This window comes from Kribbella sp. (assembly GCF_035655035.1).
Taxonomy (GTDB): Bacteria; Actinomycetota; Actinomycetes; order Propionibacteriales; family Kribbellaceae; genus Kribbella.
The window spans coordinates 1-11,585 of the sequence record NZ_DASRVN010000300.1 but is presented as its reverse complement, the minus strand read 5'-3'; the positions used below and the strand labels follow the sequence as shown (position 1 = coordinate 11,585).

The following is an 11,585-nucleotide window of genomic DNA, read 5'->3' as shown; positions in this document are numbered from 1 at the left end:
AAGGCGTTCAGCGGCGAGACCGAGACCCCGAAGGTTCCCTCGGAGAACGGGCACAACCCTGAAATCACCCCGAGATAGTTGCCCCCGCACCTAATCGGTTGCCCCCCGATGTCACTATGGGTACATGGGGGAACCTCTGCTGCTCGCTCAGGCCATCGCCATCCCGACCGGCGTCGCCGTACTGGCGTACCTCGTGGTCGGACTCGTCATCGGTGTGGAGAGCATGGGGGTGCCGCTGCCGGGTGAGACGACGCTGATCGCGGCCGCGCTGCTCGCCTCCCAGCACCACCTGAAGATCGAGTTCGTCATCCTGGCGGCCGCGCTGGGCGCGATCGTCGGCGACTCGATCGGGTACTTCATCGGCCGGAAGGCGGGCCGCAGCCTGTTCGAGCGGCTCGGCCGGCGGTTCCACCACTTCTCCGAGGACCGGATCGCCCGGGCGGAGAAGTACTTCCACAAGTACGGCGTCTGGACGGTGTTCTTCGGCCGGTTCGTCGCGCTGCTGCGGATCTTCGCGGGCCCGATGGCCGGCATGCTGCGGATGCACTACCCGCGGTTCCTGGCCGCGAACGCGGCCGGCGGGATCGCCTGGGCGACCACGATCGGCGTCGTCGCGTACAAGATCGGCGACAACGCCGACAAGATCTTCGGCCGGGTCTCGGTCGGCGCGCTGATCGCGGTCGCGGTGGTCGCGGTCGGGCTGTACGTCGTACACAAGGTCCGCAAGCGCCGTCGCGAGCAGGCGTCCGCCGCGGAGACGGCCGCCGTCGAGTCAGCGGACGTGTAGCTGCAGCCCGGGCGTGGTGATCCCGTCCATCGGCCGGCCGAACATCATCCCGCCCGGCACCACGATCCGGTAGACGAAGTCCCCCGGCTGCGCGGCCTTGAACGCCAGCGCGGCCCGCCCGCTCCGCATCGCCAGTGCCTTCGCGGGCATCCACCGCCGGGTCTGCCGGTTCCAGGCCTGCAGCATCGCGGTCGTGTTCATGGCCGGCTGCACCGCCACCGACACGGTCACCGTCGAGCCGTGCTTGACCGCGGTGTCACCGCCCGCGAACCCGGCGGACGTGATCCGCACGACGGTCTTGGTGTACCCCGGCCTGCTGGTCGACGTACCCGTGAACGATCCGCCCTTGGCCGTCACCGGCACGCTGATCTTGTACGGCCGGCTCCCGGACGTCGGTACGGCGATGTCGTAGTACCCGCCCGCGGTCGTCGCGCCACGGGCCGCCGGGGTCCAGCGGGCGTCGGGCGTGACCTGCGTCAGGACCACGACCGGTACGCCGGCCGGTGTCGCACGCTGGGTGATGCACGGCGACTCGAGGTCGCACGAGACCTGCTGCAGGATGACCCGTCCACGGGCCCGGATCGAGACGCCGTACTGCGCCTTCGGCGGGACCACGCCGCTGATCGTGCTGGTCAGCCCGAGGACTTCGCCGCCGGTGCGGGCGCTCCACTCGTTCTGGGCGCGGAGCTGGAAGACGTACGGCGGTTTGATGCTCTTGATCAGCTGCTGGTTCGCGGTGGTCGCCGGGCCGATCGCCTTCAGCATCTGACCCGGGCGGCCGATCATCGGCACGTACCGCTGGGTCTTCTTGCCGTGGGAGTCCAGCGGGTCGTTCGGCGTGAAGTCCTGCGGCGCGACCGGCACCGACCAGCGGATCAGCACCCCGCGGCCCTGCTGTGCCACGGTCGCCCCGCTCGGGCGCACCGGCCCGTCGGTGTCGAAGACCGGCGACTTGGACGGCTTGCTGGTCACGCCGCCCTGCGACGTACCGGTGGCCACCACGACCCGGTAGTTCCCGTCGGGCGGGAACTCCGCGGTCGGGATCTCCCACCGGTTCGGGTCGCCGGCCGGGATGTACTTGACGTACGACGGGCTCTCGCTGAGCACGCCCTCGATCGTGATCCGGTTCGGCCGGCCGGTGTCCTTCCAGGTCACCACGACCGCCGGGCGGCCGTTCGGCGCCCAGGCCACCGCGACGTCGGTCGGCGCCGGGTCCGAGGCACAGGCAGTCAGGCAGGACGCCCCCACCACTACCGCCAGCGCTACGGCCAGGGCGCGTCTCCCGATCCCACGCCGCACTCCGACCACCTCCGCCTCACGACTGACCGGGTGAACCATACCCAGTACCCGGTGTCCACGGACCACACCCGTTGCCGGATCGGTATGCCGGACCTACCGTGAGAGAAGCCACAGAGGGGGAATCGCGATGGCTTTCATCAGCACGCCCGACGATGCCGCATTCTTCGAGGCGAACCGGGCAGCAGCCGGGCACGTGCCCAACTTCGTCCACACCTTCGCTGCGCGCCCTGCCGTGTACGAAGCGTGGAAACAGCTGAACGGCGCAATCAAACAATCGATGGACCTGCGCCGCTACGAACTCGCCACGCTGGCCGCGGCGACCGCGCTCAAGTCCAGCTACTGCAGCCTCGCGCACGGGGAGGTACTGGCGGACAAGTTCTACACCGCCGAGGAGGTTGCGGCCCTGGCCGCCGAGCCGGCGAACGACCCGGTCGACCGTGCGGTGATGGCGTTCGCGCGTCAGGTCGCGCTGGGCGCCGACACCGTCACGCAGGCGGACGTCGACGAGCTGAAGGCGGTCGGCCTGACCGACGCCGACGTACTCGACGTCGCCCTCGCCGCGGCCGCCCGCGCCTTCTTCTCCAAGACCCTCGACGCCACCGGCACCCAGCCGGACTCCGTGTTCAACGCCCTACCCGACGCACTCCGAACAGCGCTCACCGTCGGCCGCCCGATCTACTCGGGCTGATTGCCCGCCGGCCGGCCAGTTTTGTTGCCAACGGCATCTAGACGGTGGTCTTCGTGCCGGCGACCGGTTGGTCGGCGCCCGCCGCGCGCCGGGCCGCCAGGCCCGCCACCGCCGCCAGGGCGAACGCGTTCAGCCCGTGCAGCAGGCCGACCACCGGCGCGCCGAACGACGCGAACGCGAGCGCGATCTGCAGTACGAGGAGTCCGACGACGTACAGCGCCCATTTGACACCGCCCTGGACGTGCGCGAAGAACGAGACGATCAGCAGCAGCAACGCGACGATCGGGATGATCGTCGTCCCGAAGATGCCGTGCAGCGACAGTCCGCTGGGATCAGTGGTGTTCTTGTCGAACACCGCCCCGCCGTCGATGTTCTTGCCCACCGTGAAGAATCCCCATGCGATGAACATCGCCTGCAACACCACGCCGATCGCGACGAGACCGGCCAGCACTCGATAAGCAGCTCTCATGGTTCCCCCCAATGCAGCTGCCTACATAGTGATCCCGATCATCTCAAGGGCACAAGAGGTTTATCCGGAATTGCGGGCGAAGGCCTGATACAGACCGCGCAGAGGCAGTAGCGGTTCGTTGCGGGTACGGGTGTGCAGCTGGCCGTCGAGCAGTGGTGCGAGCGCTCCGGTGAGGACGACCGGGGCGTCGTCGGCAAGCGACTGTTCGGTCCGGATCCGCGCGATCAGGCCGTCGACGAGCGCTGCGAAGCCGTGGATCGCGCCGGACTGCAGGGCCTCGACGGTGTTCTTCGCGACCACCGATCGCGGCCGGACCAGCTCCACCCGGCGCAGCTGGGCGGCTGCCCGGCCGAGCGCGTCGGTCGCGGTTTCGATGCCTGGGGCAATCACTCCGCCGATGAACGCGCCGGCCGGGTTCACCACGTCGATCGTGATCGCCGTACCGACGTCCACCACCAGGCAGGGCGCGCCGTACAGCGTCACCGCCCCGAGCGCGTTCGCGATCCGGTCGGTGCCGACCTCGCGCGGGTTGTCGACCAGCACCGGCAGCCCGGTCTTCACCCCGGGCTCGACGACCACGCTCGGCACGTCCTGGTAGTACCGCGCGACGACGTCCCGCAGCTCGTGCAGGACATGCGGTACGGCGGAACACACCGCGATCCCGCTCACCGGCGCCTCGCCCGCGAGCAGCCCCTGCAACAGCACGGCCCACTCGTCCGCGGTCCGCCGGGCATCGGTCCCGACCCACCAGTGCCGCTTGACCGCACCCTCGAACACCAGCCCGACCAACGACCTGGTGTTCTCGACGGCGACGGCCAGGACGGATCCCTCACTCCCACGCCGTAGCGAGCAGGTGCTCGGCGGAGTGCCTCGGTGAGCTGGAGCGGAGGGTTCGATGTGGTTCATCGTGCCCTTCGCTCCAGCTCGGCGAGGTGCCCGCCGAGTGCCGCGCAGTAGGCGTGGGAGTGCGGGATCCGTCCTCGCAACATCAGATCTCTCGCAGGTCCAGACCGATGTCGAGCACCGGGGCGGAGTGGGTGAGGGCACCGACGGCGAGGAAGTCGACGCCGGTCTCGGCGACCTCGCGGGCCTTGTCGAGGGTCAGGCCGCCGGAGGCCTCCAGGCGGGCGCGGCCGGCCACCTTCTCGACGGCCTCGCGGAGCAGCGGGACGTCCATGTTGTCGAGCAGGATCAGCTCCGCGCCGGACTCGACCGCGATCAGCGCGTCCTCGACCGAGTCCACCTCGACCTCGATCGAGATGTCCGGGAACGCCTTGCGTACCAGCCGGAACGCCTCCGCGACACCACCGGCCGCGACCACGTGGTTGTCCTTGATCAGCGCGGCGTCGGACAGCCCCATCCGGTGGTTCCTCCCGCCGCCGCAGCGGACGGCGTACTTCTCCAGCGACCGCAGCAGCGGCATCGTCTTGCGGGTGTCGCGGACGACCGCGCCGGTGCCCGCGACCGCGTCCACCCAGCGCCGGGTCAGCGTGGCGACGCCGCTCAGGTGGCAGAGCAGATTCAGCGTCGTACGCTCCGCGGTCAGCAGCTGCCGGGTCTTGCCGCGGGCCGTCAGCAGTACGTCGCCCGCGCGCACGACGGCGCCGTCGCGAACCGAGTACTCGAGCTCGAGCGCGTCCGGCGCCGCGACCTGGCGGAGCACCAGCTCGGCGATCTCCAGCCCGGCCACCACCCCGTCCGCCCGGGCGACCAGCTCGGCGACCGACACCTGGTCCGGGTCGACGGTGGCCGTGGTCGTCACGTCGACGCCCCCGGCCAGGTCCTCCTCGATGGTGGCCCGCACGAGGTCACCGACCCATTGCCGGTCGACAGTCTCATCCATGGCGCTCATTCTCCTCGGGATTCACGCGGGACGAATGTGGCTTGCGGCACAGCGTGGGCGTCGAGCGTGACGTCCAGGCTGCCGAACCAGTGCAGATCATCGCGATCCGGGTGGTCCTCGCGCCAGTGCGCGCCGCGGCTCTCCTCGCGGGCCGTCGCGGCCGCGAGCAGCGCGGACGCGACCGTCACCAGGTTGGTCGCCTCCCAGCCGGGCGTACCGGGCTCGGCGGCCGGCTGCTCGGTCAGCTTGCCGAGAATCGCACCCGCCTCGGCCAGTCCGGCGGCGCTCCGGATCACGCCGGCGCCGACCGTCATCGCCCGCTGCAGCTCGGGTACGGCGTCCGCGTCGACGAGTCCCGGCGTACGGCGGTCCTCGACCGGCTCGCGCTGGTCCGGCAGGCCGTCCGCAAGGTGCGCGGCGATCCGGCGGGCGAACACCAGCCCTTCGAGCAGCGAGTTCGAGGCGAGCCGGTTCGCGCCGTGCACGCCGGTGCAGGCGACCTCACCGCAGGCGTACAGCCCGGGCACCGAGGTCTGTCCGAACAGGTCGGTCCAGACACCGCCGGACGAGTAGTGGCAGGCGGGGGCGACCGGGATGAGCTCGCGGACCGGGTCGATGCCGTGCGACCGGCAGGACGCCAGGATGGTCGGGAACCGGACCCGCCACTTCTCGTCGCCGAAGTGCCGGGCGTCCAGGTACACATGATCCTTGCCGGTGGCAAGCATCTGGCGCATGATCGCCTTCGCCACGATGTCCCGCGGCGCCAGGTCGGCGAGCTCGTGCTGCCCTTGCATAAAACGCTTTCCGGTGTGGTCGACGAGGAACGCGCCCTCACCGCGGACCGCCTCGGAGACCAACGGCTGCTGGCCTTTCGCGCTCTTGCCCAGCCACAGCACGGTGGGGTGGAACTGGATGAACTCCAGGTCCCGGACCTTCGCCCCGGCGCGCAGCGCCAGCGCCATCCCGTCGCCGGTCGACACGCTCGGGTTGGTCGTTGCCGCGTACAACTGTCCGAGTCCGCCGGAGGCCAGGATCACTGCCCGGGCCCGGATCGCGCCGACGCCGTCCAGCTGGCCCTCGCCCATCACGTGCAGGGTGACGCCCGCGATCGCGCCGTCCTCGGCGGTCAGCAGGTCCAGCACCAGGGCGTGCTCGATGATCCGGATGTCCTTCGCGCGCTTGACCGCGGCGACCAGGGCCCGCTCGATCTCGGCGCCGGTCGCGTCGCCGCCGGCGTGCGCGATCCGGTTCCGGTGGTGGCCGCCCTCGCGGCCGAGCGAGATCTCGCCGTCGGCCAGGGTGTCGAAGCGGGCGCCCAGCTCGATCAGGTCCCGGACCGCTTCCGGGCCCTCGGTGACCAGGACGCGGACCGCCTCGGGGTCGCTCAGCCCGGCGCCCGCGACCAGGGTGTCCTGCAGGTGTTCCTCGGGCGAATCCTCCGGGTCGAGGGCGGCGGCGACCCCGCCCTGGGCCCACTGGGTGGAGCCGGAGGCGACGACGTCCTTGGTCACCACCAGGACGGAGCCCAGCTCACGGGCCTTCAGGGCGGCGGTCAGCCCGGCGACACCGGAGCCGATCACCACCACGTCGACGGCGTCGGTCCAGCCGGGTTCGGGCGCGACCAGCCGTTGCGGGACTGCGGGTGCGGTCATTCGGTGACCGTATCAACCGAATTCATCTCAAGGTGATGGAAATGTTGTCAATGAGACGGGTCAGACCCACCCGGGCGGCGATCAGCATCCGGGCCTCCCCCGGGCCGATCACCGGGCCGAGGTCCGGCGCGCGCAGGGCCAGGTAGTCGATCTTCACCGACGGCACGGCCTCCAGCTCGGCCTGGGCGGCGGCCAGCACCGCGTCCGGGCCGTTCATCCCGGCCTTCGCGCCGGCGCTCAACGCCCGGTGCAGCACCAGCGCCTCGTCACGCTCGGTCTCGCTCAGGTAGCGGTTGCGTGAGGACAGCGCGAGCCCGTCCGGCTCCCGTACGGTCGGCACCGGCACGACGTCGACGTCCATGTCGAGGTCGCACACCATCTCGCGGATCAGCGTCAGCTGCTGGTAGTCCTTCTCGCCGAACAGCGCGAGGTCCGGCGCGGTCAGGTGCAGCAGCTTCGAGACCACCGTCAGTACGCCGGAGAAGTGGCCCGGCCGGAACACGCCCTCGAGCTCGTCCGCCAGCGGGCCCGGGTGCACGGTGACCGACGGCTCGTTCGGGTACAGCTCGTCGCGGGACGGGTTGAACACCAGGTCGACGCCGGCGTTCTTCGCGATCGCCAGGTCGCTGGCCAGGGTCCGCGGGTACCGGTCGAAGTCCTCGGTCGGCCCGAACTGCAGGGGGTTCACGAAGATCGTCAGTACGACGCTGCCGTCCGGACCGACCCGTTCCCGGGCCTCGGTCAGCAACGCGGCATGGCCGTCGTGCAGGGCGCCCATGGTCATCACGACCGCCCGCGGCCGGATCGCGGCCGCCGCCCGCAGTTCGGCCTTGGTCTGGGTGAGTCTCATCGCGGTGCCTCCCCTGTCCGGTCTGCCCGGTGCCCGTTCAGTAGTTCGGTGAATCCAGCGACCGTTTCCGCGTCCAGCCGGTCCGCCAGCTCCACCGTGGCCCTGGCCAGCTCGGCGTAGCTGTCGCGCGTGCTGCCTCGCAGTACGGCCAGATGTGCTGCCACCGTGTCGACATCGCCCCGGGCTATCGGCCCGGTGAGCGCATGATGACCGGATCGGAGCGTGTTGTCGAGAGTTGCGGTCAGCAACGGCCGGAGCGTTGCCACCGGGTCCGCCACGCCCGCTTCCCGTAGTACGGCGACGGCTTGGCAGACCAGGGTGGTCAGGTGGTTCGCGCCATGGACCAGACCGGCGTGGTACGTCGTCCGCTGGTCGTCGGCGACCCACTGCACCTGGGCGCCCAGGGCCTTCACCAGACGCTCTACAAGCTCCCGGGCGGCGTCAGGCGCGGTCGCGGTGAACATGACGCCGTCCAACTCCACAGCACCGCCAGGAAAGGTCATGGCCGGATGCAGCGCGACAGGTGTCGCAGCCAGCCCAGCCAGCGGCGCCAGGCCGTGCGCTCCGGACAGGTGCACGACGTACTGCGCACTGGTCAACGGCAGCGTCTGCGCGACGTCCTGGATCCGGTCGTCCGGTACGGCGACCAGCACGACGTCAGCGCGCGCCGTGACCTCGTCGGCGGCCAGCACCGGTACAGCAGGCAGAAGTCGCGCGGCGCGTTCCAGCGACGCGTCCGACCGCGCGGTCACTCCGACCAGGGGATGTCCGGCTCCCGCCAAGGCTGCTCCCAGGGCGGTCCCGGCCCGGCCGGCTCCGATCAAGCCGATCCGTTCCATCACTCACTCTCTTCTCGTTCCAGTCCCACGGAGGGGTACCAGACGATCTATCTGCCAGCGTAGGGCATGGGTGATGGGAGCATGGCGGGGTGACTGAAGCTTGGGCTGCACGTAGTGAATTAACGGCGATCCTGATCACAGTGCCGGAGCTGGCCGCGTACACGGACCGCTGGCGGTCGGTGTCCCGCTCGTCCGCGCGGCCGCAGGTCCCGTTGAGCGAGCTGATCCCACCGCACGTGACTGTGCTGGTCCCGTGGGTCGCCGAGCCCACTGACGACGACGTAGCCCGGCTGCAGACGGCGGTGTCCACCGTGCAATCGTTCGAGCTGAGCTTTCCGACCGCGGGCCAGTTCCCGAACGGTACGGCGTGGCTGAAGCCGGAGCCGTTCGACCAGGTACGGGCGTTGCTCCTGACTGTGCTGGAGGCGTTCCCGGAGTGCCCGGCGTACGGTGGCGAATTCCAGGACCCGCTGCCGCACCTGACCATCTCGTCGTCCGCCCAGGGCGGCCCTGCGGTGGTAGCCGAGGCCAACGCCGCCCTGGCCGCCGCACCTGCCCCAACGGTTCAGCTGACCGAGCTTGGCCTGTGGCGGGAGAACGCGGAGGGCGTGTGGCGCCAGTTCGGCGCCGTACAGCTGTCATGACCTTCCGGGACGCCTGGCAGCAGGCGCTCTACGGACCCGGCGGGTTCTACCGCCGGGAGCGGCCAGCTGCCCATTTCCGTACGTCGGTCCACGCGTCGCCGCTGTTCGGCCAGGCCCTCGCCCGGCTGGCCGGGCAGCTCGGGGTCGACCAGGTGGTCGATGTCGGCGCGGGCTCCGGGGAGCTGGGCGAGATACTGCGAGCCTGCGGACTGTCCGTCGTCGAGATCGAGCTGGACGACCCGTTACCCGACCGGCTGAGCGGCCTCGTCGTCGCGAACGAATGGCTCGACAACATCCCGTGCGAGGTCGTCGAGTGGGACTCTGACGCCACTCCGCGCTACCTGCTCGCCGACCTGACGCCAGGACCGGTTGTCAAAGGCAACGATCTGCAGTGGCTGAACCGCTGGTGGCCAGGCGGAGAACGGGCCGAGGTAGGAACTGCCCGTGAGCAGTGCTGGTCGGACGTAGTCAGTCGGCTGACACCGGGGAGTCTCGCCCTCGCGATCGACTACGGACACGTGAAGGCGAGCAGGCCGCCGTACGGCACCCTGACCGGCTTCCGCAGTGGTCAAGAATGCGATCCGACGCCCGACGGCAGCTGCGACATCACCGCTCATGTAGCTCTCGACTCACTCGCAGCTGCCGTGGACGGGCACCTGACCTCCCAGCGCGAGGCCCTGACCGGACTCGGCCTGTCCGCCCGCCGACCGCCGCTGGAGCTCGCCCACAAGGACCCGTTGCGCTACCTGTCCGAGCTGTCCTCAGCTGGTGAAGCAGCCGAGCTACTGGACCCGTCCGGCCTCGGCGCGTTCGGCTGGGTCTGGACCGCGACCGGAGCTGAGACCGTACGACGCGCAGCGCGCGCCCTGTCCGCCTGAGCCTCTACGAGCGCCGCAGCGACCAGCTGGTCCTGGTGCAGCGCAACCGCGTCCGTAGGACCAAGTGGCGTGTCCACGTGCACGTTGGCCAGCCGCAGGCGCCGCTGGATCGGCCCCTGCTCCAACCGCACCGACTGCGTCTTGTGATGCAGCACGATCGACGTACGGCGGCTGACCCACCCGCGCCGGGTGACCATGACCTGCGCGTCGACGCCGTACTCCAGGTAGCGCCAGCCGATCGGCCGCAGCCACTTGGCGCGTGCCGGAGCCGGGTGCATCTCAATGCTGCTCAGGTCGAACCCGGGCAGGACCTGCGCCAGAACGTAGGCCACCTCGGTCCGCTCACCGACCGGCAGCAGCTGCGCGCCCTCCAGCTTGTCCTCACCGTCCTCCTTCTGCCCGGCGACACCCGCGATGTCCAGCTCGACCCGCGACCACCCCAACGCCCGCCAGATCAGCGGCTCGGTGATCAACAGCCCCTGGACACGACCAGGTGGGATCGTCTGCCGCTGTACGTCGAACAGCCCGCGCTTGGTCCGCAGACCGTGTGTCGTCTCGGACAGCGTGAACCCGTGGTTCCCCACGACCTGCTTCCAGATCGGCTGCACCACACCGAGCAGCAGTGGCACACCGGCAACCAGACCGACGTGGAAGTTCAGCACCATGGTCCCGACGATCAGCCAGAGCAGGGCGCCGGCGCTACCGACCACGGTCGACGACAGCAGCGTCGCACCGAGCAAGCGGCCGGTCGGCACGGTCAGCAGCGGCGGAGTCAGCGCCTCGGTCTCCTGATCAGCCGCCTGCTGCTCCGCGGCCTGCTGGCCCTTCGCACGGACCAGCAGCGTCGTACGCAGCTCCTGCGCCTGCTCGTACCGGAAGTAGCTCAGCTTGCCGTCGCTCTTGCCGCCGCCGGCCACGTCCATCCGCAGCTCGGCCATCCCGAACAGCCGCGCGACGAACGGCTGCGCCACGTCGATCGCCTGGATCCGGTCGAACCGGATGATCCGCGTCCGCCGGAACAGGAACCCGCTGTCCACCCGGATCGCGTCGCCGGTCAGCTGCCACTTGGTGAACCACCAGGACAGTGCGCCCAGCAGGATCCCACCGACCAGTACGGCAGCCAGGCCGATACCGGCGTACGTCAGGTTCTGCCGGAGGCCCTCGTTGTTGACCAGGGCGACGGCGGCGACGACGAAGTACCCCCAGCCCTTCACGAACGGGGTCAGTGGGTGGAGCCGTTCCCCGACGGTCTCCACAGCCTGCTGGGTCACAGGCCCCACGCCTGCGACTGGCCGAGGGCGGACAACCGGTCACGCAGCCGCCCGGCCTCGTCCGGGTGCAACCCGGGGATCTTCGCGTCAGTGGCCGGGGTCGCCGTGTGCAGCTCGACCGTGGCCATCCCGTACGCCCGCTCCAGCGGCCCGGCCGTGACGTCCACGAACTGCATCCGGCCGTACGGTACGACGACCAGCTCGCGGAACATGATCCCGTGGCTGACCAGCAGCTCGTCCTCACGCTCGGCGTACTTCCAGGACCGCTGGTTGCGCCCGATCAGGATCCACGCCCAGACGAAGACCAGGGCGATCACCACCACCGCGAGCACGCCGTACAGCCAGCCAACCGTCAGCCCGAGCGC

Annotated in this window: 12 protein-coding genes and 1 pseudogene; 4 read left to right on the top strand and 9 right to left on the bottom strand. The window is 70.2% G+C overall.

Annotated elements, in window-relative coordinates; translation table 11 throughout:
• Positions 1-124 precede the first annotated feature (124 nt).
• Complete coding sequence (locus tag VFF46_RS17425; protein ID WP_325038184.1) at positions 125-787, top strand: DedA family protein; 663 nt, start codon at positions 125-127, stop codon at positions 785-787.
• Here the strand turns inward: VFF46_RS17425 and VFF46_RS17420 are convergent.
• Positions 773-2,086 carry a hypothetical protein gene (locus VFF46_RS17420; RefSeq protein WP_325038183.1) on the bottom strand — a complete coding sequence of 438 codons (1,314 nt, stop codon included), beginning with the start codon at positions 2,084-2,086 and terminating at the stop codon, positions 773-775. The genes VFF46_RS17425 and VFF46_RS17420 overlap by 15 nt on opposite strands.
• A 127-nt stretch (positions 2,087-2,213) precedes the next feature.
• On the opposite strand from VFF46_RS17420, the gene VFF46_RS17415 reads away from it, so the two are divergent.
• Complete coding sequence (locus tag VFF46_RS17415; RefSeq protein WP_325038182.1) at positions 2,214-2,774, top strand: carboxymuconolactone decarboxylase family protein; 561 nt, start codon at positions 2,214-2,216, stop codon at positions 2,772-2,774.
• Between the two features lie 37 nt (positions 2,775-2,811).
• On the opposite strand, the gene VFF46_RS17410 is transcribed toward VFF46_RS17415, so the two are convergent.
• From VFF46_RS17410 to VFF46_RS17385, 6 genes are all read right to left on the bottom strand, one after another.
• Complete coding sequence (locus tag VFF46_RS17410; protein ID WP_325038181.1) at positions 2,812-3,243, bottom strand: hypothetical protein; 432 nt, start codon at positions 3,241-3,243, stop codon at positions 2,812-2,814.
• Positions 3,244-3,303: 60 nt separating this feature from the next.
• Positions 3,304-4,149: a type III pantothenate kinase gene (locus tag VFF46_RS17405; protein WP_325038180.1), complete on the bottom strand. Its 846-nt coding sequence runs from the start codon at positions 4,147-4,149 to the stop codon at positions 3,304-3,306.
• 82 nt (positions 4,150-4,231) lie between these two features.
• Positions 4,232-5,086 carry a carboxylating nicotinate-nucleotide diphosphorylase gene (gene nadC, locus VFF46_RS17400; RefSeq protein ID WP_325038179.1) on the bottom strand — a complete coding sequence of 285 codons (855 nt, stop codon included), beginning with the start codon at positions 5,084-5,086 and terminating at the stop codon, positions 4,232-4,234.
• 5 nt (positions 5,087-5,091) lie between these two features.
• Positions 5,092-6,738, bottom strand: coding sequence for an L-aspartate oxidase (locus tag VFF46_RS17395; protein ID WP_325038178.1), 1,647 nt, complete (start codon positions 6,736-6,738; stop codon positions 5,092-5,094).
• A gap of 22 nt (positions 6,739-6,760) precedes the next feature.
• Complete coding sequence (gene panC / locus VFF46_RS17390; RefSeq protein WP_325038177.1) at positions 6,761-7,588, bottom strand: pantoate--beta-alanine ligase; 828 nt, start codon at positions 7,586-7,588, stop codon at positions 6,761-6,763.
• Entirely contained in the window at positions 7,585-8,427 is an 843-nt protein-coding gene (locus VFF46_RS17385) for a Rossmann-like and DUF2520 domain-containing protein (RefSeq protein ID WP_325038176.1), read from the bottom strand. The genes panC and VFF46_RS17385 overlap by 4 nt, the downstream gene beginning before the upstream one ends.
• Before the next feature lie 140 nt (positions 8,428-8,567).
• Between VFF46_RS17385 and VFF46_RS17380 the strand changes: the two genes are divergently transcribed.
• Complete coding sequence (locus tag VFF46_RS17380; RefSeq protein WP_325038175.1) at positions 8,568-9,071, top strand: 2'-5' RNA ligase family protein; 504 nt, start codon at positions 8,568-8,570, stop codon at positions 9,069-9,071.
• A pseudogene (locus VFF46_RS17375) lies at positions 9,068-9,712 on the top strand (SAM-dependent methyltransferase); the annotation flags it as partial. The gene VFF46_RS17380 and the pseudogene VFF46_RS17375, both read left to right, overlap by 4 nt.
• A gap of 101 nt (positions 9,713-9,813) precedes the next feature.
• Here VFF46_RS17375 and VFF46_RS17370 read toward each other — a convergent pair.
• Positions 9,814-11,220: a PH domain-containing protein gene (locus tag VFF46_RS17370; protein WP_325038174.1), complete on the bottom strand. Its 1,407-nt coding sequence runs from the start codon at positions 11,218-11,220 to the stop codon at positions 9,814-9,816.
• Positions 11,217-11,585, bottom strand: a 369-nt coding sequence (locus VFF46_RS17365) for a PH domain-containing protein (RefSeq protein WP_325038173.1), incomplete at its 5' end; no start/stop codon positions are given. The genes VFF46_RS17370 and VFF46_RS17365, both read right to left, overlap by 4 nt.

What these genes read in the sequence shown, in the direction of transcription:
- VFF46_RS17425 (WP_325038184.1), top strand. Translation starts at nt 125, where the DNA reads ATGGGGGAACCTCTGCTGCTCGCTCAGGCCATCGCCATCCCGACCGGC.
- VFF46_RS17385 (WP_325038176.1), bottom strand. Translation starts at nt 8,427, where the DNA reads ATGGAACGGATCGGCTTGATCGGAGCCGGCCGGGCCGGGACCGCCCTG.
- VFF46_RS17410 (WP_325038181.1), bottom strand. Translation starts at nt 3,243, where the DNA reads ATGAGAGCTGCTTATCGAGTGCTGGCCGGTCTCGTCGCGATCGGCGTG.
- VFF46_RS17415 (WP_325038182.1), top strand. Translation starts at nt 2,214, where the DNA reads ATGGCTTTCATCAGCACGCCCGACGATGCCGCATTCTTCGAGGCGAAC.
- panC (WP_325038177.1), bottom strand. Translation starts at nt 7,588, where the DNA reads ATGAGACTCACCCAGACCAAGGCCGAACTGCGGGCGGCGGCCGCGATC.
- nadC (WP_325038179.1), bottom strand. Translation starts at nt 5,086, where the DNA reads ATGGATGAGACTGTCGACCGGCAATGGGTCGGTGACCTCGTGCGGGCC.
- VFF46_RS17405 (WP_325038180.1), bottom strand. Translation starts at nt 4,149, where the DNA reads ATGAACCACATCGAACCCTCCGCTCCAGCTCACCGAGGCACTCCGCCG.
- VFF46_RS17395 (WP_325038178.1), bottom strand. Translation starts at nt 6,738, where the DNA reads ATGACCGCACCCGCAGTCCCGCAACGGCTGGTCGCGCCCGAACCCGGC.